We start from the raw sequence: 21,417 nt of genomic DNA on the forward strand, positions 1-21,417 counted from the left end.
ACCTTCCAGAGATTTTTTTAAAGGAGGTCTACATGAATCGACATCAGATATGGTACCGTGCATTTAATGATCCATTAGGCAGACGGTTTGGGAAAATAAAAATGATGGTTACCGATATGTCAAAAGCAGCTGTCTTTTTAGGGTTTGCTATCTTTCTTCAGGCCTGTGATTCGTTAACGACCACAAAGGAGATAAAAAATCAGCCGGTAGTAAAAGAAGTATCTGCGAAACAACTCGCAAAGCCGCCGGTAGATTTGTCAGCACCGGATAAGACAGAAACAGCGACTTTTGCCCTTGGGTGATTCTGGGGTCCTGACTCCCGGTTCGGGAGTATTGCGGGGGTTATCCGCACACGTGTCGGATACGCGGGAGGAACGAAAGAGGATCCCAGCTATCACAGTCTGGGAGACCACACGGAAACCATTCAAATCGACTATGACCCCACTGTTATTAATTACCAAAAGCTGCTGGATGTTTTCTGGGATAGCCATGATCCTGTTCGTCCTTCGTGGTCCAGGCAATATATGGCCGCCATTTTTTACCAGAACAACGAGCAGAAAAGGCTGGCTATTCTTTCAATGGCCCGTGTGACCCAAAGGAAAAAAAAGCTTTACACCAAAATACTTCCCCTGACTGAATTTTATCGTGCAGAAGATTATCACCAGAAATACAGGCTTCGATCGAATCGAGACCTCATGAAGGATTTCAACACCATGTATCCGCTGGGGGAGGATTTCATGAATTCAACGGCAGCGGCACGGATTAACGGGTATCTTGACGGTTATGGCTCGCTTGAAGGCCTTAAGAATGAATTGCCGGGTTTTGGGTTGTCTCCCGCAGCGGAAAGGAAACTGGTAGAGGTGGTGAAAAAACGAAAGGGAAAAATCGCCTGTGCACCATGAAAGTTGATTCATTAAGCTGTGATCTCTTTGCTTTTTACTCGCTGCCATGTTATTTTGTCCCGCATGTTTTTATGTTCGTTTCGGTTTCTGTTAAGGATGGATCACAGATGTTAATAAAAATGGTTAAGCCTGATAAGGTCTGATGCGGTCAAAATGCATATGGCCGGGTGATAATAATCATGAATGATAAAGCCGTAGTAATTATAACCGGTGCATCAAGGGGGGTGGGGGCCTCGGTTGCGCGCTGGCTCGGCAGGACCGGCGCCAGGTTGGTGGTTGCTGCGCGTTCAAAGGATGGATTGCTGAAATGCGCGGGTGAGGTTGAAAAGCTGGGCGGCAAGGCCCTTGCAGTTCCCATGGATGTATCCGATCCTGTAGTCTGCCGTGACTTGGTGATAAAAACCCTTGACACATTCGGTCGTATAGACGGTGTGATAAACAATGCTGCGGTGGTCACCCCTTTGGCGTCCATTGAAAATGCGGATCCAGCGGACTGGAAACACAGCATGGGGGTCAATGTGATCGGCCCGTTCCACCTTACCAAATACTCTCTTTCCCAGCTCAGAATAAACCGGGGACGGATCATCAATGTGAGCAGCGGAGCGGCCATCCTCCCCATTGAATCCGCAGCTGCCTATTGTGCCTCAAAGGCTGCCTTGAACCATTTTACGTCTGTTCTCGCGGTCGAAGAGCCGAACATTACAACCGTGGCAATACGGCCGGGTGTGGTGGACACGGATATGCAGGCCTATTTAAGAAAAGAGGGGCCAAGGGTGATGCCCCGGAAAACGGCAAATTATTACCTGGATCTAAAGACGAAAGGGAAGCTTGAACCACCGGAGATACCGGCCAGGTCCATCGCCTGGCTGGCACTGCACGCTCCCGATAAAATGAGCGGGGCATTCAGGAGTTATGATGATGCTGATATTATCGGGCCGGCTTCGAAATTTTTTGGTGCCCCGGATAAAGAACCGGGAAAAAGTCCTGATCTAACTGCCATTTGACTTAAATCTTTTTTTTGTTTCATTTTTCTCTCTGTGGCGGATTAGGTTTTGGATGTCTGGTGCCATGGGGAACACTGTTGCAGCAAAGAATGATAAAAGACAGAGAATCAAATCATGCACAATAATTTGAAATTTAATTTGCCGGACGGGTATAAGGAGCAGCAGTTGATCGAAGAATTGGTCGATCAATATACGATCAAAAAAGAGCCGGTTATTTTTGAGAGTTTTGCCATTTATGATACGTTTGACTGGCGTTTATTTAATAAAGCACTTGTTTTGTATCGATCTGACAACAAGCTGTTTTTGCGCAAACTGGCAAAAAGTAAAATTATTCATACCATTGAAATCAAATCATTACCCGTTTTTATATGGGATTTTCCCGATGGCGAATTGAAGAAACATCTGGGGTCGATTATAAAAATGCGAGCACTTTTAAAACTTGTTGAAGTGCTTTGCCGGTCAACTACTTATCGTGTTTTGAACCAGGACGAAAAAACAGTGGCACGATTGGCCTATGAAGAGATTCTGCCGTCTGGTGAAAAAGATGCGCCAGCCTTGACTGCTCATCTGTGGTTGAAACCGGTCAAAGGATACCCAAAATATTTTCAAAACCTGACCAAACGATGCAAGGAAGCAGGATTGATAATCAGTAAAAAGGAAGACATCTATTTTAAAACCTTGGAGGTCGTTGATAAAAAACCGGGAAGCTATTCTGCAAAGTTAAATATTCAACTCGACCCTGATATGCGCTCTGATGATGCTACGAAAATGGTTTTGCGTTTTTTATTACAAGTAATGAGGATTAATGAAGTCAACATTAAAAAAGACCTGGATACGGAATTCCTGCATGATTTCCGAGTTGCCATTCGTCGAACCCGCTCGGCTTTGGGGCAAATTAAAAATGTGTTTCCGATGGGGACGACCAACCGCTTTAAGAAAGATTTTGCTTTTGTGGGTGAACTTTCTAACCAGTTGAGGGATTTAGATGTCTATCTGCTTAAGGAGGTTGCCTACAAAGCAATGCTTCCCCCTGTCTTGCAAAATGATATTGATCCTTTGTTTAAATATTTGCGGCAAGAACGATCAAAGGCATTACAGAACGTCCTTAACGGTTTGAGATCTGAGAAATATGTAAAAATTTTACAGCATTGGGAAGCCTTTTTAAATGAACCGAGAGAGGATTCTACCATAGCAGCTAATGCCAATCTGCCGGTGATTTATTTGGCGCGTAAAAGAATCTATATGAAATATCGAGGAGTTGTAAAAGCCGGCAACCTGATCTTAGAGAACACCGAAGATGAGATGCTGCATGCCTTGAGAATTCAGTGCAAGAAATTGAGATACTTGATGGAGTTTTTTTCCAGTCTGTTTCCTCGCAAAAAAATTAATGTTTTGATTGAGCAATTGAAGAAACTACAAGACAACTTAGGGGACTTTAACGATCTTTGCATTCAGGAAGAATATCTTTTGAATATTACGAGGAAATTGCCCGCAACCCATCAGCAGTTAAAAAAAACACTGGTGGCAATTGGAAGTCTGATCGGCACGTTGGATAGAGAAAGACAGACGGTTAAAAACGCATTTGCCAAAACCTTCACAGCCTTTGCATCTCCTGCAAACAAAAAGTTATTCCGAGAGCTTTTCGCCTCGAAATGAGACCTTTGAAAACTGCTCAATTTTGTTCAAGTTCAAGGAAGGCGAAAATTTTAACTGCAGGAATATATGGAATATTTCGAGGATTAAAATTTGAGCTTGACACAGAAATTGGGCAAACAGGAGTGTTTTTCAAAGGTCTCAAAATCATAAGAGGTACTTTATGGCAACGCTGGCCCTTTACAGCAATAAAGGCGGAGTTGGCAAGACCGCGGCTGCGGTAAATTTGTCTTATCTGGCAGCACAGGGGGGTGCTAAAACCCTAATCTGCGATCTGGATCCGCAAAGTTCCGCCACCTACTATTTTCGGGTAAAGCCTAAAATTAAGTCCCGGGCCAAGGGGTTCATTAAAGGTGGAAAGCACCTTTATAAAAGTATTAAAGGCACTGATTATGAAAACCTGGATCTGCTGCCGGCAGATTTCTCGCTACGTAATTTAGATGCCACTTTCGCTAAGCTGAGGCGTTCAAAACAGCGGTTGAGAAAAATTCTAAAACCTTTTAAAAATCGATATGACTTAATCATTCTTGACTGTCCGGTTACCATCAGTATCCTGGCCGAGAATATACTCAACGCTGTAGACTACATCCTGGTTCCACTGATTCCAACAACACTATCCGTGCGAACTTATAAACAATTACTGTCTTTTTGCCAAAAGAACAATTATAAGACAGATAAGATTTACACCTTTTTTTCGATGGTCGATCGGCACAAGAAAATGCACCATGACCTCGTGGCGTCCGTGTCAAAGGAATTTGGTGGTGTTTTACAAAGCTATATTCCTTATTTGGCGCTGATTGAAAGAATGGGAATTTATCGAGAACCGGTTGTGGCCTTCGCACCATCGTCAGCGGCTTCAAAATCATATCAAAACCTATGGGACAAAGTTCAAACCATACTTTCTCCTAAGAAACGGTAATAAGGAAAATCTAAAAAAACAAAAAGTCATATTGTAAGGATGTGACCGGCAAAGAAATCGAAAGAAAATTTTTGGTCAAAGAAGGATCCTGGCGCAACGTAAATGGAACCATATGCAAATTGATATTGATCGAAACCGTCGGCTCGCATATGCGCAATTAAGGCTGTAGTAAAATTTTCAGCCTTATCTTTAACAGTTTAAATCTTGATGGGTGGATTTTCAGGAGGACAAAATGGCGAAAAAGGTAAAACGGCTTTGTAAATGGAAAGAGGAGGATATAGCTAAAAAATTCAATAAACTTGTAGATATCGTAAAAAATCCAACATTCGTGTGTAAAAAGTGCGGACGAGTAGCGGATAAAAAAAAATGGTTGCATAAACCCTCTAAATTAAAGTAGTATATTTTAACAATAGTATCATTTAGTAAAACTTTTCCTTTATCTGCCATAGGTACGATAAAATGAAAACTCTCTATCTGGTCAGACATGCCAAATCAAGTTGGAAATATCCTCACCTGGATGATTTTGAAAGACCTCTGAACAAGCGCGGTCGCAAGAGTGCTCCGCTTATGGGGAAAATACTTAAAAAATTAAAGGTGGCCCCAGACCTCGTAATATCCAGCCCGGCAAACAGAGCCGCAATGACAGCAAGAATCATTGCCGATAAGATCAAATATCCTCTCGATAAAATTCGATACAGTGAAGCCATTTATCATGTCAGTGCAAATGCTTTAATACATTTTATTAAACAAATGGACGATGCCGTAAATAAGGTGATGGTTGTAGGCCATAATCCGGCACTAACCGACTTGGCCAATTATTTCGGTGGTCGGTCGATCAGTAATATTCCGACCTGCGGCATATTTTGCGTGGATTTAGACATCTCATTATGGGCAAAAATTTCTGCACACTGCGGTAAATTAAAATTTTTTGAGTTTCCCAAGAAGCATGCTTCTTGATTCGCGGGGCAAGCCATATCTAAACAAACTTAAAAGGAGGTTGGAACCATGGTAGAGGAAGAAGAAAAGATAGAAGAAGCCAAGAAAGAAGGGAACGAAAAAGAAAAGGCAAAGAAAAAAGAAAAAACTAAGAAAAAAGAAAAGAAGAAAGAAAAAGCTAAGAAAAAAGAAAAAAAGAAACAAAAAAAAGGAAAGGGAAAGAAAAAAGGAAAAAAGGGTAAAAAAAACAAGACAAAGAAATAGAATGAATATTCGCTACTGAATCGATGCCATGAGACCTTTGCAGTAAACGCAGACTGCGAAACATCCCTTTTTGCAAAGGTTTCAGGGCAAACGGCAATTCGACTTCATGCGGCTGGGTTATCCTTTTTTATTAAGACGGCCGTCTTTCAATGACTCACGGGCTCAAAAATTTCGTAAAAAGTTTTTTCTCCGAGCAGCGAATCCACTTCACCCTGAATATCCCTTCTTTCTTTGCTGCGAAACCATTTATTCCAGTCGTCTGCCGTCTCCCATTTGCTAAAAACCAGGTAATCTTCAGGATTATTGAGACTTCTTAATGTTTCGCCTGAAATATAGCCGGGTTGCTCTTTCGCACGCATACGTAATTCCGTGAGAAGAGGAATTAATTCCTCTGGATTATCGACCTTGAATTTGCGTTTGATGATAACCTGAACAGCCATTTTATCCTCCCCGTTTTGCTTCGATTCAAATCACTCCCTTAAGTCGTATAAATTTTCAGACATTGTTATCCGGGTAACACATAAGGTTCCATTAAGTGTTCTTCCATATATCTAATTTCGTCAATGCCTGATATCAAAATGTCAGGGTCGGTCTTTAGCTCCTTTTTAGGGATTCTACCTTCATATTTGATTTTTGATAAAATATACTTTATGCAGTTGAGTCTCGCCAATTTCTTATTATCCGATCGAATGATCGTCCAGCGGGCAATCGTCCGGTTTGTTTCGTTGAGCATCTGAAACTTTCTTACCGTGTAATCATCCCACATTTCCTGAGCCATTCTGTCAACCGGAGAAATTTTATACTGTTTTAGCGGATCTGTCTCTCTCGAGTCAAATCGCTGTAACTGTTCCTCTTTGGAAACAGAGAAGAAAAATTTGAACAGAATAATGCCGTCTTTCACCAGCATCTCTTCCAGCATGGGTACATCTTTTAAAAAGCGTTTGTTTTGCTCATCGGTGCAAAAATCCATTACAGGTTCAACCATGGCACGATTATACCAACTGCGGTCGAAAAGTACTATTTCTCCGGCTGACGGGAGGTGTTGAATATATCTTTGAAAATACCATTGTGTCTGTTCCGTATCGTCAGGTGCGACAAGGGCCACCACCCGGGTACCCCGTGGATTCAAATGCTCAATAATCCTTTTAATCGTACCACCTTTGCCCGCGGCATCACGTCCTTCAAATAACGCCAATATGCGCAGCCCATTAGCCCTGACATGCTTTTGCATTTTTAAAAGTTCGATCTGCAGCTTGTGTAACTCCTGTTCATATTCGAGGGTAAATTCTTTTACCCAAACGGCCTTACGATTTTTCTTTTTTTTCTTATCTTTATTCTTAAAGGCGGTGTGTTCGGATAATTTTTTCTTTTTTAATTTCTTTTTAGCTTTTTTACTGATGTTCTTTTTTGCCTTTGATGAATCCTTTTCCTTGAGCGAAATAGCCTTTTCTTTTTTCGGCTTTAGCCTTTTGGATTTTTTTTTATTTTCTTTTCCCATCTTTCCCCCCACTTTGGTAATTGGATATTATTTTCGATTTGTTATTTGTTTTTTACGGCTCATCCGGGATCGGCACTTTCACGCGCTGTCAGGTAAAAAATCGGTCCGGAGTTGCCCAAGGGGTCATGCCAGAGATTTGCCGTATTTTTTTTGCTGTTTTTTCATTAATTTTAGTTCCTTATCCCCTGGAATAACAATATTTGGATCCGTGGTAAAATTCAGTTTGCGGTTTCTACCTTTGTAGCGCACCGCATTGAGGATCACCTTCATGGTTTCACGCCGAGCCAGATGCTTATCGTCGGATCGGATGATATACCAGGGCGACTTTTTTTTATGCGTCTTTTTCAGTAGTATATATTTTTTTTCGGTAAAATCGTCCCATAGTTCTTGAGCCTGCAAATCCACTTCAGAAAGCTTCCACTGTCTTAACGGATCATTTTTTCTTCTCTTAAAGCGCCTGAGTTGTTCTTCTTTAGTTACTGAAAAATAGAGCTTGAGCAGGATGGTGTGGCCGGCATCTTCGATGAAATTACTTTCATACATGACGACTTTTTTCATGAATCGCCTATATTGGCCTGAAGTGCAAAATCCCATTACCGGTTCAACCATGGCCCTGTTGTACCAGCTTCTGTCAAACAAAACGATCTCGCCGGCATGGGGGAAGTGTTCGATATATCGTTTGATATGGAGCTCTGTTTTCTGTTTTTCATTCGGTTTGCCCAGGGCAACCACACGGTACCTTTTTTCATTCATATACCGGATAATACGCCGGATTGTTCCGCCTTTTCCAGAGGCATCCCGGCCATCGAAAAGAATAACCATTTTTTTTTTGGTTTTCTCCAGATGACGCTGCATCCTTATAAGTTCTGCCTGATAGGGTTTCAACTCTTCTGAATTGTAATATTTTTCTAATACTGCCTGGACTATTTCTTCTTTATCTTTCTTTTTTAAAACCTTCAGTATTTTTTGAACCCGTTTATCAGGAGTGCTGGATTTAATTTTCGATTCGACTTTCTGAACCACATCTCTGATCTGGGCCGTCGAACCTGGTATTCTCTTTTCTAAATCCTTTTTATTATTTTTTTTTTGTTTCGTGGGTTTCATGGCTACTCCAATTCATTTAATTTTTTCCCGTTCGAAACATTTTTAAATAAATATCCGGTAGAAAAAACCACACCTGTAACATTGCTGGTATTTAAGAAGATGTGTCTCGGAGTATTTTAGAAAACGACTTAATTTCCTGGGCTAATTTTTTATAATTTTTCTTTTTCGGTTTTTTCCCTGCCTTTTTCAAAGTTAAATTCAGAGCATCGACATTTTTGATGATTTTTTTCTTAACCTTTTTAGAAAGGTCGCTCTCTTTTTTATCCAGATCCTTAAGACGAGATTTAAGTGTATTGGAACTTTTTTTAAAATCTATATATGCTGCCAGATATTTCTTTTTCCCCAAGGGCTTTAAATCTTCCCTCGCCTTTTTTAAACGCTTATTAAGAGCTTTCACTCGTTTGCGTAGATTTCGGTTGATGTCCACGACTTTCTTTTCTTTGCCGGGAGTGGTCGTTGCGGCTAACTTTTCAGGTTTTTTCCCATAATATTCAGTCACAGCATCCTTAATTAGCTTCGCATAATTTAGGCCGATGGATTCTATCTGGGCCAGCTTCTCTAAGGACGTTTCATTAAGTTGCTTGATGGTGGTGATCCCAGATTCGTTGAGCAATTTCATGCGCGAAGGACCGATGTTTTTCACCTGAGTAAGGTCGTCTTTTTTCATGGTAATCTCCTTTAACCTCGAATTGTTTTGCTAAAACAGGAAGTTTGTGAATATTATTTAATACAGATGATCTCATGAACTTGTCAAGTCGAATCGAGTGGGGATGGCTATGTTGTTGAACTGTCAGATATATGGAGCATGCGCAAATTCAGGGACATTGATAAATCGATATGAGAAACAAATTAAAACTATTATAAAATAGGATGGAGTAACATGAAAACGATCGGTCTTTTAGGAGGTATGAGTTGGGAGAGTACGGTTGGGTATTACCGTGAGATAAATGAGGGTGTAAAAAAGTCTCTTGGGGGTTTGCACTCGGCAAAGATTATTCTTTACAGTGTGGACTTTGATCCTATCGAAAAACTGCAGCACAAAGGCGATTGGAAAGGCACGGCAAATATTCTATCAGAAGCGGCCCTTGGCATCCAGACCGCCGGTGCGGATTTTTTGCTTATTTGCACAAACACCATGCACAAAGTAGCGTCCGAGATAGAAAAGGCCATACAAATTCCTCTGCTGCATATTGCTGATGCAACCGCAGAACTTCTAATGAGTAAGGGCATTAAAACGGTCGGCCTATTGGGCACGGCGTTTACCATGGAGCATGATTTTTACAAAGGGCGCTTGACCGAAAAATATGGATTAGAGGTTCTTGTCCCCAATGACGCGGATAGAGATATTGTTCATCAGGTGATTTATCAGGAGCTCTGCCTGGGGCAAACGATTGGAAGCTCTAAGGCAGAGTACCTTCGAATTATCGAGCAATTATCCAACCAGGGGGCAGAAGCAGTGATACTGGGTTGTACCGAGATCGGTATGCTGGTGAATCAAACCGATACCGAAGTGGAACTGTGCGATACGACTGCCATCCATGCCGCAAAGGCGGTTGAATGGGCAATACAACCAACTGAAAATATGACGGATTCAAAAAAATAGCTATCTTGTCATATCTTGTGATGGTTATCATTTTGTTTTATAAAATATTTCGTTTGATAATATAAATTTTTCCGATTTTCCGATTTCCCATAATCATAGCCGAAATCATGACTCCGTTATAATCCGATTTTTCATTCAAAACTGCCACGTGAAGATATTTTGGAGTCGGGATAGAAAGCAATATAACTTTTAGTTGAAGTTTTTTTGCAGCGAACCAACACGGAGAAGCAGTATAGATAACTAGCGTTTTTTACAACCACTATAAAAGCTGAAATTCTTTCGCAATGAATCGACATCTTATGTTCAACGAGACAAAGAAATATTTACACATTAACCTAAATAGGTTATCATATATCTATGCCTGAATATAACTATACGGAATATTTTGAAAATGAGGTATTACGAAAACGGCCTTATTTGAAGAAAGAGTGGTGTATTCAGGTTATAGAAAATCCCATCAAGGTTGAACGTCAAGAACATAACCGTTTTCGATTTTGGGGAGAAATCGAAGAACTTGGTGGACGTATATTAAGAGTAGTGACGCTTGATGATAAGCTGACTATTCATAATGCCTTCCCTGATAGGAGGTTCAGACCATGAAACTAAATTATTATCCTGAAACGGATTCGCTCTATATTGACCTATCTTCTAAAACAAGCGCGGAAAGCGTTGAAATATCCGAAGGTATCGTCATAGATTATGATGAGGATGGTCATATTAGTGGGATTGACATTGATAATGCAAGTCGCAAAATTGATCTTAAAGAAATTATTTTGAATAAAATACCCGCAAAACTTCAGACGATCACGGCTTAATAAAAACACATCAAATCAGTTAATTTACCTGCCCGAAAAAGCCGGGGCGGTTTTCATGTTACCCTCATCCTATATAAAACTTTGGTTCACTCAGTAACCACGATTTTCAAATTTCATTTGACAACCGCAGCATTTTCAGTCTTAATGAACATTACTCATTTTGTTCAACCATCGGTAAACACAACCATATAACCCCAACTTTTGGAGGGGAGCCATGAAAAAATGTTTACAGAAGGTGCCGCAATACAGCCTCTAAGGGGTCTCTGTACCTTATTAGAGGCTTTCATATTTTAGTCCAGCAGAAGTTCCGAAGGCAGATACGGACAAACTCGAATATAAGAAATTTCTGCGCCCTTTTTCCACACACCCTCATTTAACACAAGCGATAAAAGATCTGCTGCCACACTTGCCGTGCCTTTCACCAGATCACTGCCTTTCTCCCTTTTTTTTAAGATTATAAAAGAGGTAATTTCATGAATGAAGACCAACCCAAACGCAAACTGGCCGCAATTCTCAGCGCCGATGTCAAAGGCTACAGCCGTCTCATGGGCGAGGATGAGGAGGCCACTGTTCGCACCATCACTGCCTACCGTGAAATGATGACAGGCCTTATTAAGGAACAAAATGGACACGTGGTCGATGCAAAGGGCGACAATGTGCTGGCCGAGTTTCCCAGTGTGGTGGATGCCGTTCGCTGCGCCGTAGAGATACAAAAACAACTCAGGGTAAAAAATGACCAGCTTGCTGAAAACCGGCGGATGGAGTTTCGCATCGGAATCAATCTCGGCGATGTGATCGAAGAAGAACAGACCATCTATGGCGATGGAGTAAATGTCGCCGCCAGATTGGAAGGCCTGGCGGATGGGGGCGGCATCTGTATCTCAAGAATGGCTTTTGACAGTGTCAAAAACAAGCTGGACCTTGGCTATGAGTATCTGGGTGAGCATTCGGTCAAGAACATTGTTGATCCGGTGCGTGTCTATAAGGTGCTGATGGAGCCCGAATATGCTGGGGAGGTGATCGGAGAGGAAAAACCGAAACCAAAACAATGGCGTTTTGCAGCCATAGTCTCAGCCGTTGTGCTAATTGTGGTGGTTGGAGCTTTTTCTGTTTGGGATTTCTATTTCCGGCCACCACCGATTGAGCCGGCCTCTATCGAAAAGATGGCCCACTTTCTTCCCGATAAGCCTTCCATTGCAGTACTGCCCTTTGACAACATGAGCGGAGACCCTGAACAGGATTACTTTGCTGATGGAATCAGTGAAAATATCATTTCCGCCCTTTCCAGGATTTCCCAACTTTTTGTGATTGCTCGAAACTCCACATTCACTTATAAGGGCAAGCCAGTCAAAGTCCAGAAAGTGAGTGAGGAGCTTGGGGTTAGGTACGTGCTAGAGGGGAGTGTCCAGAAATCGGGCAGTCGCTTGCGGGTTACTGCTCAGCTTATTGACGCGATTAAGGGGAATCACTTATGGTCTGAAAAATATGATCGAAAACTGAACGATTTATTTGTGGTTCAAGACGAGGTCACAAAAGAAATCATCACGGCCCTTAATGTAGAACTGACACAAGGGGAGCAGGCCCGAACAGCTGCAAGAGGCACGGAAAACCTTGAAGCTTATCTGAAGGCCATGCAAGCACGTCAGAGTATATATCGGCACAATGTTGAGAGCAATGCTTTGGCCCAGCAGTTGGCGCAAGAGGCCCTTGCCCTGGACCCAAAATATGCCATGGCTAGTCGATTACTGGGCGTAACTCACATGCATGATATATTGCTAGGTAGGAGTAAATCCCCTAAAGAGTCTTTTGGCAAGGCCATAGCATTGGTGAAAAAGGCAGTCGAATTGGATGATCTAGATGGTTATAGTCATGCCACGTTGGGTTTTTTGCTTGTCATGATACGGCAGTATGACAAGGCCGTTGCAGAAGCTGAGCAGGGTGTCGCGCTTGACCCTAATGTTGCTGATATCTATGGATGGTTGGGCATGATATATAGGTATGTGGGCAGGTGGGAGGACGCCATTACGGCATATGAAAAAGGGATACGCCTTAATCCTATCCCTCCAAATTTTTACTTGTTCGGGATAGGTTTGGCCTACGCTTGGACGGGACGGTATGAAGAGGCAATAACAGAATTGAGAAAAGCGATTTACAACGAGCCTGATTCACCATATAGTCGCCTGTATGCGACTGCGGCTTATAGTATGGCCGGACGAGATGATGAAGCTCGGATTGAGGCAGCTGAACTGCTGAGGATAAATCCCAAGTTTTCTCTCAAGAAATGGGGAAAGAGTCTCAAATATAAGAATCAAGATGATCAAGATCGATTAATGAGTGCCTGGAGGAAAGCTGGGCTAAAGTGAGGCCAGTCGAGGTAATACATTCTGAGGGAAACCATGAAAAGATATATACAGAAGGTACTGGCACAAAGCCTCCGAGGCACCATTATGCCTCCTTGGAGGCTTTTGTATTTTAGGGCCTTACCGAGCTAACTTTTCCATACCTATTTCTGTATTCCGCTTTCACCGTTTTTAGGAGGTGATTCCATGACTGAAGAGCGAGCCAAACGCAAACTGGCCGCCATTCTCAGCGCCGATGTCAAAGGGTACAGCCGCCTCATGGGCGAGGATGAGGAGGCCACTGTTCGCACCATCACCGGATACCGCGAGGTGATGACCGGTCTTATTAAGGGACAAAACGGCAGGGTGGTGGATGCCAAGGGTGACAATGTGCTGGCCGAGTTTCCCAGTGTGGTGGATGCCGTTCGCTGTGCTGTAGAGATCCAAAAACAACTCAAGGTAAAAAATGACCAAATTGCTGAAAACCGGCGGATGGAGTTTCGCATCGGAATCAATCTTGGCGATGTGATCGAAGAGGAACAGACTATTTATGGAGATGGGGTGAATATTGCTGCTCGATTGGAGGGTCTGGCGGATGGCGGAGGAATCTGCATTTCAAGAACAGCCTTCGACCAGGTTAAGAACAAGCTGGAACTCGGTTATGAGTATCTGGGTGAACATTCAGTTAAGAACATCGCTGAGGCAGTTCGGGTCTATAAAGTACTCTCAAAGACTGAATACGCAGGCAAGGTCATCGGCGAAGCAAAGCTAAAACCAAAGCAATGGCGATGGGCTGGGATTGGTGCAGTGGCTATACTCATCATCGTGGCAGGTGTCTTTGCAATTTGGAACTTCTATCTCCGCCCAGATGTCGAGCCTGCCTCTGTGGAAAGGATGGCATATCCCCTGCCAAAAAAGCCTTCCATAGCAGTGCTGCCTTTCGACAACCTCACTGGTGACTCCCAGCAGGAGTATTTAAGTGACGGGATGACCGAGGAGATCATCATAGCTCTCTCCAAGGTTCCCTATATGTTTGTGATCGACCGCCACTCCACGTTTAGCTACAAGGGGAAGCCGGTGAAGATTGCCCAGGTGGCAGAGGAGTTGGGCGTGCGATATGTGTTGGAGGGCAGTGTCCGCAGGGCTGATGACCGGGTACGCGTAACGGTCCAGCTGATCGATGCGATCAAGGGGCATCACCTCTGGGCGGAACGATACGAGAGGGAGCTGAAAGACACCTTTGCACTGCAAGATGAGATCACGAGGAAGATCCTGTCAGCACTGGATGTGAGGTTGACAAGGGGGGAACAAGCCAACACAGCGCGTAAAGTTACGGGCAACCTCGAAGCCTATCTCAATGCCTTGCAAGCCCATTGGTATATACACCACCATAGGAATAAAGAAGGGCTTCTTCAGGCTCGGAAGCTGGCAGAGCAGGCCATAGCCCTGGACCCCGAGTATGCAAGACCATACATTACCATGGCAGGCTGCCATATCAGTGAGATTTGGTTTGGCTTGAGCAAATCCCCCAAGAAATCTCTTGAGCAGGCTCTCCAATTGGTCCAAAAGGCCATTTCCATAGATGAGTCCAACCCGAGCTGCTACAGGAAATTGAGTGCTATCTACATGTCTAAAAGGCAGTATGAGAGGGCCATTGCTGAAGCGGAGCGGGCTATCGCCCTTGATCCAAATGGGGCCGATGCCCATTCACAGTTGGGGATTGCACTGGTCTACTCTGGCAGGCAGCAGGAAGCCATCGCGCCTTTAGAAAAGGCGATTCGCATCAACCCTCTCCCTCCTTCCTTGTATTTCGGTCGCTTAGGCGTTGCCTATCGCGATACGGGACGCTATGAGGAGGCGATTGCACAATTTAAGAAAGCCATTAATCTCGCACCCGACGCTTATATTCCCCACCTTTTTTTGGCCTCGACGTATAGTTTAGCAGGCCTTGATGAGGAGGCCCGTACTGAAGCATCAGAAGTGCTCAGAATACAACCCAAGTTCTCGCTCGAACGTTTTAAAAAGAGACTCTTTTACAAAAATAAGGCCGATAAGGAGCTCGTTATTGGCGCCTTGCGAAAGGCTGGTCTTCCCGAACAACCACCACTCCCCCTCCCTGACAAACCCTCCATTGCCGTGCTGCCATTCACAAACATGAGTGATGACCCCAAGCAGGAGTATTTCAGTGATGGGATTACTGAATCCATTATTACGGCTTTGTCAAAAGTGGAGAAACTATTTGTGATTGCCCGCAACTCCACCTTTACCTATAAAGGCAAGCCGGTGAAAGTTCAGCAGGTGGCCCAGGACCTTGGCGTACAGTACATATTGGAGGGGAGCGTTCAGGAATCCGCCGGTCGTATCCGGATAACCGCACAGTTGATTGACGCTCGAAAGGGCCATCACCTGTGGGCTGAACGGTATGATCGTAGTTTGAAAGAAATATTTGATCTTCAGGATGAGATTACCATGAAGATCATTACGGCCCTTGAGGTGAAATTGACTGAAGGTGAGCAGGCTTTGGTAGCTGGTAGCGGGACAGATAATCTCGATGCATACTTAAAAATCCTGCAGGCACGTGATTTGAAACGGCACCAAACTGTTGAAAATAATTATAGGGCCCGGCAGCTTGCCAAGGAAGCCATTGCGCTTGATCCCGGGTATGCACAAGCCTATCGGTGGTTGGGCGGAACGCACGTCATAGATGTGTGGTTGAGCTCCACCCAATCGCCTCGAGAGTCTCTAAAAAAAGCCATGGAGCTCGCTCAAAAAGCCATATCCCTGGATGACTCCCTGGGAGGTGCCCATGGTCTGTTGGGCAATATCTATATCATGAGAAGGGATTATGAAAAGGGCATTCGGGAAGTACAGCGGGCGGTTGATCTTGAACCGAACGGCGCTGACGCCCATGTATTTTTGGGTATGGGGCTTAAATATGTAGATAGAGCAGATGAGGCCGTTGCGATCCTTAAAAAAGCCATACGTCTGGACCCACACACGCCGGGCTGGTATATGCACATTCTAGCTTCGGCCTATAGAGATATTAGCAGGTATGAAGAAGCAATGAAATGGGGTGAGAAAGCGGTTCAGCAGAATCCCAAAAATGTTCTTTCTCGTGTGATACTTTGCAGCATTTACAGCCTGGCAGGCCGAATGCATGAAGCCCGTGACCAGGCCAAAGAAATTATGACAATCAATCCCAAGTTTTCTGTGGAGCAAGTCGCAAGAACAGACCCGCAAAAAAACAAAGATGTGAAAAAGCGTTATATTGATGCTTTGCGCAAAGCAGGATTGAAGTGAAGTATACTTGCCATAAGGTGATCAAGCCTTTCCGCTGCTTGACCATGTATGGTGGGATTGAAAGAATCCTATAGTAAAATGAAAGCTTTTTCAATGCTAAAGCAATATACCTAAGCTATAAAAAATTCTGACCTGCGTAAGTAGCAGAAAAAGCAAAATATAACGGTATAAAAGTGATGTTTTTTTCAGGGAGATCAGCATACGAACGAGTGGAAAACACCAGACCTTTCCGGCAGTTCGGGTAATTATGCAAACAAAGATGCATACTTTTCAGCCTGCCCGAAGATCCGCTTTTCACCTCTATCGAATTGATAAGAAGAGACCTTTTAAAAACGGCATTTTATGAAGTCCGGGATTTTCAACTTGACCCCGAACATATATTGCCATTTTTCAAAGGTCTCAATAAGTAACAACCAAAAGAGGAGTCAGGTCGTCGAGATGTTCAATTCCGTATTAATCTTAATACATATCTGTCCAGGCTAATCGAAATGATGCAATTAACCTGCCAGAGGGCCGGGATCAAACATTACCGATTAACCTTCATCACATTTAATCCAAATTGGAAGGTACACTCATGGGAACTCCCTCATAAGGAGTCCTTCTTTTGGATCGTCGAGACTGAACTTCCTTCATCGTTTTCAAAACTTCAATGCTACTTTTTAATCCTTTAACATACCTGGCCATGTTTATAGCCCCTCCGGCTATTTGGGCCAGTGCCTGAACGAAATTCACATCATCCATCGTGAACTCCAAGGGTTCGGATGCATAAACCCGCACAGCCCCGATTAAATTGCCCCCGACAATGATGGGCACCGAGAGTATGGAGGATATTCCTTCTTTCTGAGCTTCTTTTGGATACTGGATTCTGGGATCATCCATCACATCATAAATTGCCACCGGTCCATCCTCCAACGATTGGGCAATGGAGTGCAATGCACTCAAAGGTCCTTTGTTTATATACTCATCACTCAACCCGAATGAAGTGGCCAGCTGCAGTTCATTTGTTTTCCGATTGAACAAAAACAATGAACAACCTTTAACAGCCAAAGCTGTTTTAATGCTTTCTACTGTCATTAAAGCAACTTCTTCCGGGTCTTTGGAGTGAGAGATTGCCTTTGCAACCTTAAGCATGGTTTCATAGTTGATGACTTGTTTTTCCATGATTTATCTTCCTTTGTTTATTTATTTTGGCTTTAAAGATGAAGTTAATCAGGTATTTTCTGTTTTTTTTCTGAGGTCGCGACAAATTTAAAGCCATGAAAAGCACTTCAATCTCTGTCAATTCTCAGGATTTTTATAAGTGCTTTCAAAAAGGAGTTTAAGCCGGGCAATAAGCTCCTCATTGGAAAAGGGTTTAGAAATATAACGCATTGCTTTTATTAATAATTGTCTCCTTTTTTGCTGCAGATGAGTTTAATTTGAAGGATAGCTTATTGAGACTCCCAAAAGGATGTAGTAACTCCCGTTAGGAGATTGGTATGCACAATTTGAGAGGTTTCTCCATTGAATTTTACCTGATTGTTAGGTTAAAGTTAAGGAAAACCAGTATCTTTCAGAGGGGAAAACATTTAGAGGTTTAGCATAGATTTAACGAAGGGTAGAAACTGCCAAAAATAATTAAGATAAGTAATGGTTGGAGATTGAGCTTCATGTGAGCACAATATTATAGTTTAAATATTATGGACCACAATGTAATGTCAAGAAAATTCAGACTATCGATTTATTTAGATTACTTCAGTGCAGAAAACAACCACGATAATTAACGATTCAGATGAAAAATTGGTTTTTCTCAGGGCCGGGGATTTTCTGCCAATATCAAAGTTCTACAGAAGGTTGTAATATCATTTAGATCAGCACACTTTGTCTAGTTGATTTGGGATTAACCCGCCTAATCGTTTCCTTCATTATTTCAAAAGATGCGTCTGGCCTGTTCGAATTGCATCGAAATAAAGTTTTCCGGTCAACAATAATTTCCCCACTTTGCCCTTTTTTCTGTCCATTATAATATCAACAAGTTCTTCACGTGTTTGTGGCGGTATGACTTCGGCAGGATTTTTCACCAGGGATATGGATTCAGTCGGGCAGTTAGACACACAAACGCCGCATCCGAGACAACGGTCTGTGTTTACCACCGCATACTGTTCTTTTTCAGCAACGATCACCGCACCGACCTGGCAGCTTTGTTCACAATTGCCGCATCCTTCGCATGTGTTCTCGTCCACCACCGCATGAAAATTTGTGGCCCAAAAATCCAATGGCTTTGGCAGGATCTTATGCATGTATAACATTCCACAGCAGCACCCGCAACATGAGCAGATAAACTCCGCTTTTTTTGTATTTGACGGCTGAAGAACCAGTCCTTCTTTCTGATTCTGTTCGATAATCGACATTGCTTCGTCTCTGGTGATTTTCCTGCCGACGCCGTTTGCCAGTACCATCTGGGCCATGTCACCTATAGCCAGACAGGTTTCTTTTCGGTCCGTTACCTTGCAGGGCTTGCCTCCCATTGATTTTTTTTTGCGGCAAATACATTCCAAAATGACAAAGGGGGCTTCAGCCTGTTGCAGCAGGGTGGTTACTTCATCAAAAGTGCTTACCTGGTGCTGCGGGTGGATACTTTTGGCAACGGGTATGGTACGCATCTGTGGGAGTTCGGTACTTAAAAATTCGATACCGAAATTCCTGTCCGAGGTATACTTATTGAAGTCCTTTATAAATTCCGGGGTTAGGCGATCAAGTTGTAATTCGTACATCCCCACCACCAGAGGTGCATTGCAGTAATGCTTTTTACCGTTTTTAATTTTATACTCAATTCCACCCTTTTTTTGAATACGAGCAAGAATTTTCTCCAGTTCTTCAGGGGATTCAACCAGATGTTCGACTTTGCTATAAATAATCTTAAGTGATTCAAATTTGTAGCTTAAAAAAGAGGCAATCTCAGCCTCTTCAGGTGTAAAAATGTGTTTCAATATTTTTATCTCAACACCTGTTTTGGTCGCCGGAAACCCGACCGCTTGACTATTCAGGTGTTTTTGCAGTTTGCTATAAACCTGATCATTTTGCTTCATGCGGCACCTCTTTCATAATAAGAGTAATGGGTGAGAAAAAGATATGTCCTTATCGAATTGGGAACAGGCTTGTCAAGAGAGATAGTCGGAACAATAAGAAGTTAGCCATAGCAAATATTCCATTTGCTTTTCTATTTTATTTCATTAGTGTTTGGTTCCCTTGGTATTCCTCCTCTCTTAATTAATGTTACAATGGATGATGTTCATGTTCGGTTTTTGCTTATTTAAAATCCTTTGACGAGTTACGGAAGTAAAAGATTCATAGCCACTGCATAGAATATCTAAAATACCGCTAAATTGAGAGATTACCAACTATCACCTATTTTGTGATATCACCTTATCCGGCAATATCACAGCAATTTTTATTGCATATCTTCTTTGCTTGGGTTCTTCCACGGCGGTAATGTCCTGTTTTCAATATTATAATCCGATAAATAATGATATTGTTTTTTAAATAGTGCAATATCATTTTTAAACATGTCTTTAATTTCTATTACAAATGTACCACCAGATGCACCAACTGCAGCTTGATCTATTAGCGGTATGACTATTCCGGCACGCAACTCATCATCACGTGTCCTTTTCTTTACATAAGCTTCTATATGACCTAAATAAATTATTTTATTAGCTTCAATTTCAAACGTACTGTAAATCGGTATTGCAAAAGTACCTCTTACTGGGAATATTCCGCTTTGCGCAAAAAATTCTCTGAGTTTATATTTTCCAGGCGGCAGTTGGAAGCTGATAAGATACTCATTATATTCATTTTCTACCTCCCTATATTCCCCATCAACTTTAAATGAATATTTCTTATTACCTCCTTTGTCATTTTGCCAAACAAAAACATACATAATCTTGGGCTGATAACTGGGTTTGTATTTGTTTGCGACTTTTACTGTAAATATTGCAATAGACTCTTGTGATATATCTATTGCGTTAACATTCTGATTGAGAGCAGATGGTTTAATAGTTGCACAACCTGCAAACATAAAAACAAAAAGAAGAAAAGCGTAAAAAACATTGTAACTTCCACATCTAACTTTCATAAAATTCCTCCTCTTAATTTTCCGTTAAATATCAATTGCTGTTTTTGTCTCAATTTTTATCGATATTTATTTACGTTCTAAATCTCTTTGCATGTCTTCGATTAGTCTAATGCATGATGCTTTAACCGCTTCGGTGAGGGACTGTCTCATTAAATCCGGATGGCCGCAAAGCTCAGATAGAGAATGTGAATGTACTGAATTTTCAGCTGCACAACAGAATACCGGCTGATTCCATAAAATTATTTCATTGGATGTTACGAGAGATGCTTTGATCAAAAGCTTGGGCCGCATTTTACGATCAAGGTAATTTTGATTAAAACCGTAATTCATAATTTGGAACTTAAACTCAGCATCTCCTTCTGAAGAAACCACAGAATTAAATATATTTGATTTTTTCAACTCATTTTCAAATTGCTCTTTCAAAATCGAATCTATCGAAGTTCCTGACATCGCATATGTTCTTCTTAATGCAAATTCCCTTGATGCTTGATCAAGGCCTTCGGCAATTGCCGTTATTAAAAGCGAAGACGAACTCGAACTGTAAGTCCTTCGGCGTTGTTGAAAATAACAATCCATTTTTTTGGGTTTTTGGATTTCTGAGTTGATGCAAACCGAATGGATAGAAGCCACTTTGTCTTTTGTAAGCGGTACCCCCTGACATGCAGTTAAAGAGGCGACGATACACAAAAGGACAACATATTTTATATAGTCATTGTAATTTTTCCCAAACAATAGAACCCACCAGTTTTTTTGTATTGGGTTGCGCTTTGCCTCTAAACTCACACTGTAGGCATGACAACTGTTCATCGCTTTCCTCCTTTGTCTAATTCGATTAAAAATTTAGGTAGTGTCGATCCATAAATAGACAAATTTACTACTGAACGACAGGTCAAAATAAGATGCCGGTTCAGAATAGTACAAAGTCGGGATCGAATTCGTTCCGAAAATGAGCATATGCTCAAAATT

General features: G+C 42.3%; 20 protein-coding genes and 1 pseudogene. 13 read left to right on the top strand and 8 right to left on the bottom strand.

Going from position 1 to position 21,417, the window contains the following annotated elements; all coding sequences use genetic code 11:
• The first annotated feature begins 32 nt into the window (after nucleotides 1–32).
• The 8 genes and pseudogenes from SWH54_04930 (at nucleotide 33) to SWH54_04965 (ending at nucleotide 5,678) form a co-directional block, all read left to right on the top strand.
• Entirely contained in the window at nucleotides 33–302 is a 270-nt protein-coding gene (locus SWH54_04930; protein MDY6790597.1) for a hypothetical protein, read from the top strand.
• A 12-nt stretch (nucleotides 303–314) separates the two neighbouring features.
• Nucleotides 315–902: pseudogene (locus SWH54_04935) on the top strand (peptide-methionine (S)-S-oxide reductase).
• A gap of 179 nt (nucleotides 903–1,081) precedes the next feature.
• Complete coding sequence (locus tag SWH54_04940; GenBank protein MDY6790598.1) at nucleotides 1,082–1,906, top strand: SDR family NAD(P)-dependent oxidoreductase; 825 nt, start codon at nucleotides 1,082–1,084, stop codon at nucleotides 1,904–1,906.
• Between the two features lie 114 nt (nucleotides 1,907–2,020).
• The gene (locus SWH54_04945) at nucleotides 2,021–3,562 is read left to right on the top strand and encodes a CHAD domain-containing protein (GenBank protein ID MDY6790599.1); all 1,542 of its coding nucleotides are present in this window, start codon (nucleotides 2,021–2,023) and stop codon (nucleotides 3,560–3,562) included.
• Nucleotides 3,563–3,722: 160 nt separating this feature from the next.
• On the top strand, nucleotides 3,723–4,478 hold the full coding sequence (locus tag SWH54_04950) for an AAA family ATPase (protein MDY6790600.1): 756 nt from the start codon (nucleotides 3,723–3,725) through the stop codon (nucleotides 4,476–4,478).
• Between the two features lie 232 nt (nucleotides 4,479–4,710).
• A complete protein-coding gene (locus tag SWH54_04955; GenBank protein ID MDY6790601.1) occupies nucleotides 4,711–4,875 on the top strand; it encodes a hypothetical protein in 165 nt (54 codons plus the stop codon).
• Between the two features lie 62 nt (nucleotides 4,876–4,937).
• Entirely contained in the window at nucleotides 4,938–5,435 is a 498-nt protein-coding gene (locus tag SWH54_04960; protein MDY6790602.1) for a histidine phosphatase family protein, read from the top strand.
• Nucleotides 5,436–5,483: 48 nt separating this feature from the next.
• Entirely contained in the window at nucleotides 5,484–5,678 is a 195-nt protein-coding gene (locus tag SWH54_04965) for a hypothetical protein (GenBank protein MDY6790603.1), read from the top strand.
• A 146-nt stretch (nucleotides 5,679–5,824) separates the two neighbouring features.
• Here the strand turns inward: SWH54_04965 and SWH54_04970 are convergent, their stop codons facing one another.
• From SWH54_04970 to SWH54_04985, 4 genes are all read right to left on the bottom strand, one after another.
• Nucleotides 5,825–6,118, bottom strand: a complete 294-nt coding sequence (locus SWH54_04970) for an antibiotic biosynthesis monooxygenase family protein (protein ID MDY6790604.1) — start codon at nucleotides 6,116–6,118, stop codon at nucleotides 5,825–5,827.
• Nucleotides 6,119–6,183: 65 nt separating this feature from the next.
• Nucleotides 6,184–7,176 carry a polyphosphate kinase 2 gene (gene ppk2, locus SWH54_04975; protein MDY6790605.1) on the bottom strand — a complete coding sequence of 331 codons (993 nt, stop codon included), beginning with the start codon at nucleotides 7,174–7,176 and terminating at the stop codon, nucleotides 6,184–6,186.
• A 123-nt stretch (nucleotides 7,177–7,299) separates the two neighbouring features.
• Entirely contained in the window at nucleotides 7,300–8,280 is a 981-nt protein-coding gene (locus tag SWH54_04980) for a polyphosphate kinase 2 (protein MDY6790606.1), read from the bottom strand.
• 91 nt (nucleotides 8,281–8,371) lie between these two features.
• A complete protein-coding gene (locus SWH54_04985; protein ID MDY6790607.1) occupies nucleotides 8,372–8,947 on the bottom strand; it encodes a hypothetical protein in 576 nt (191 codons plus the stop codon).
• A 213-nt stretch (nucleotides 8,948–9,160) separates the two neighbouring features.
• Here SWH54_04985 and SWH54_04990 point away from each other — a divergent pair, with 213 nt between their 5' ends.
• The 5 genes from SWH54_04990 (at nucleotide 9,161) to SWH54_05010 (ending at nucleotide 16,337) form a co-directional block, all read left to right on the top strand.
• Entirely contained in the window at nucleotides 9,161–9,883 is a 723-nt protein-coding gene (locus SWH54_04990) for an aspartate/glutamate racemase family protein (protein MDY6790608.1), read from the top strand.
• 357 nt (nucleotides 9,884–10,240) lie between these two features.
• The gene (locus SWH54_04995) at nucleotides 10,241–10,483 is read left to right on the top strand and encodes a hypothetical protein (GenBank protein ID MDY6790609.1); all 243 of its coding nucleotides are present in this window, start codon (nucleotides 10,241–10,243) and stop codon (nucleotides 10,481–10,483) included.
• Nucleotides 10,480–10,698 carry a DUF2283 domain-containing protein gene (locus tag SWH54_05000; protein ID MDY6790610.1) on the top strand — a complete coding sequence of 73 codons (219 nt, stop codon included), beginning with the start codon at nucleotides 10,480–10,482 and terminating at the stop codon, nucleotides 10,696–10,698. Before SWH54_04995 ends, SWH54_05000 begins: the two co-directional genes overlap by 4 nt.
• Before the next feature lie 473 nt (nucleotides 10,699–11,171).
• Nucleotides 11,172–13,061 (top strand): adenylate/guanylate cyclase domain-containing protein, encoded by a 1,890-nt coding sequence (locus SWH54_05005; GenBank protein ID MDY6790611.1) that lies wholly within the window; start codon nucleotides 11,172–11,174, stop codon nucleotides 13,059–13,061.
• 183 nt (nucleotides 13,062–13,244) lie between these two features.
• The gene (locus SWH54_05010) at nucleotides 13,245–16,337 is read left to right on the top strand and encodes a tetratricopeptide repeat protein (GenBank protein MDY6790612.1); all 3,093 of its coding nucleotides are present in this window, start codon (nucleotides 13,245–13,247) and stop codon (nucleotides 16,335–16,337) included.
• Between the two features lie 549 nt (nucleotides 16,338–16,886).
• On the opposite strand, the gene SWH54_05015 is transcribed toward SWH54_05010, so the two are convergent.
• The 4 genes from SWH54_05015 to SWH54_05030 all read right to left on the bottom strand — a co-directional run bounded on the left by SWH54_05015 (nucleotide 16,887) and on the right by SWH54_05030 (nucleotide 21,258).
• Nucleotides 16,887–17,498 carry a GAF domain-containing protein gene (locus SWH54_05015; protein ID MDY6790613.1) on the bottom strand — a complete coding sequence of 204 codons (612 nt, stop codon included), beginning with the start codon at nucleotides 17,496–17,498 and terminating at the stop codon, nucleotides 16,887–16,889.
• Nucleotides 17,499–18,241: 743 nt separating this feature from the next.
• Entirely contained in the window at nucleotides 18,242–19,405 is a 1,164-nt protein-coding gene (locus tag SWH54_05020; protein MDY6790614.1) for a 4Fe-4S binding protein, read from the bottom strand.
• A 362-nt stretch (nucleotides 19,406–19,767) separates the two neighbouring features.
• Nucleotides 19,768–20,451: a hypothetical protein gene (locus SWH54_05025; protein MDY6790615.1), complete on the bottom strand. Its 684-nt coding sequence runs from the start codon at nucleotides 20,449–20,451 to the stop codon at nucleotides 19,768–19,770.
• A gap of 66 nt (nucleotides 20,452–20,517) precedes the next feature.
• On the bottom strand, nucleotides 20,518–21,258 hold the full coding sequence (locus SWH54_05030) for a hypothetical protein (GenBank protein ID MDY6790616.1): 741 nt from the start codon (nucleotides 21,256–21,258) through the stop codon (nucleotides 20,518–20,520).
• Nucleotides 21,259–21,417: the final 159 nt, after the last annotated feature.

It is taken from the genome of Thermodesulfobacteriota bacterium (assembly GCA_034189135.1).
In the GTDB taxonomy this organism is placed as follows: domain Bacteria; phylum Desulfobacterota; class Desulfobacteria; order Desulfobacterales; family JAUWMJ01; genus JAUWMJ01.

Excerpts from the sequence above, each read along its gene's own strand:
- SWH54_04930 (MDY6790597.1), top strand. The coding sequence starts at position 33 with ATGAATCGACATCAGATATGGTACCGTGCATTTAATGATCCATTAGGC.
- SWH54_04940 (MDY6790598.1), top strand. The coding sequence starts at position 1,082 with ATGAATGATAAAGCCGTAGTAATTATAACCGGTGCATCAAGGGGGGTG.
- SWH54_04945 (MDY6790599.1), top strand. The coding sequence starts at position 2,021 with ATGCACAATAATTTGAAATTTAATTTGCCGGACGGGTATAAGGAGCAG.
- SWH54_04950 (MDY6790600.1), top strand. The coding sequence starts at position 3,723 with ATGGCAACGCTGGCCCTTTACAGCAATAAAGGCGGAGTTGGCAAGACC.
- SWH54_04955 (MDY6790601.1), top strand. The coding sequence starts at position 4,711 with ATGGCGAAAAAGGTAAAACGGCTTTGTAAATGGAAAGAGGAGGATATA.
- SWH54_04960 (MDY6790602.1), top strand. The coding sequence starts at position 4,938 with ATGAAAACTCTCTATCTGGTCAGACATGCCAAATCAAGTTGGAAATAT.
- SWH54_04965 (MDY6790603.1), top strand. The coding sequence starts at position 5,484 with ATGGTAGAGGAAGAAGAAAAGATAGAAGAAGCCAAGAAAGAAGGGAAC.
- SWH54_04970 (MDY6790604.1), bottom strand. The coding sequence starts at position 6,118 with ATGGCTGTTCAGGTTATCATCAAACGCAAATTCAAGGTCGATAATCCA.
- ppk2 (MDY6790605.1), bottom strand. The coding sequence starts at position 7,176 with ATGGGAAAAGAAAATAAAAAAAAATCCAAAAGGCTAAAGCCGAAAAAA.
- SWH54_04980 (MDY6790606.1), bottom strand. The coding sequence starts at position 8,280 with ATGAAACCCACGAAACAAAAAAAAAATAATAAAAAGGATTTAGAAAAG.
- SWH54_04985 (MDY6790607.1), bottom strand. The coding sequence starts at position 8,947 with ATGAAAAAAGACGACCTTACTCAGGTGAAAAACATCGGTCCTTCGCGC.
- SWH54_04990 (MDY6790608.1), top strand. The coding sequence starts at position 9,161 with ATGAAAACGATCGGTCTTTTAGGAGGTATGAGTTGGGAGAGTACGGTT.
- SWH54_04995 (MDY6790609.1), top strand. The coding sequence starts at position 10,241 with ATGCCTGAATATAACTATACGGAATATTTTGAAAATGAGGTATTACGA.
- SWH54_05000 (MDY6790610.1), top strand. The coding sequence starts at position 10,480 with ATGAAACTAAATTATTATCCTGAAACGGATTCGCTCTATATTGACCTA.
- SWH54_05005 (MDY6790611.1), top strand. The coding sequence starts at position 11,172 with ATGAATGAAGACCAACCCAAACGCAAACTGGCCGCAATTCTCAGCGCC.
- SWH54_05010 (MDY6790612.1), top strand. The coding sequence starts at position 13,245 with ATGACTGAAGAGCGAGCCAAACGCAAACTGGCCGCCATTCTCAGCGCC.
- SWH54_05015 (MDY6790613.1), bottom strand. The coding sequence starts at position 17,498 with ATGGAAAAACAAGTCATCAACTATGAAACCATGCTTAAGGTTGCAAAG.
- SWH54_05020 (MDY6790614.1), bottom strand. The coding sequence starts at position 19,405 with ATGAAGCAAAATGATCAGGTTTATAGCAAACTGCAAAAACACCTGAAT.
- SWH54_05025 (MDY6790615.1), bottom strand. The coding sequence starts at position 20,451 with ATGAAAGTTAGATGTGGAAGTTACAATGTTTTTTACGCTTTTCTTCTT.
- SWH54_05030 (MDY6790616.1), bottom strand. The coding sequence starts at position 21,258 with ATGAACAGTTGTCATGCCTACAGTGTGAGTTTAGAGGCAAAGCGCAAC.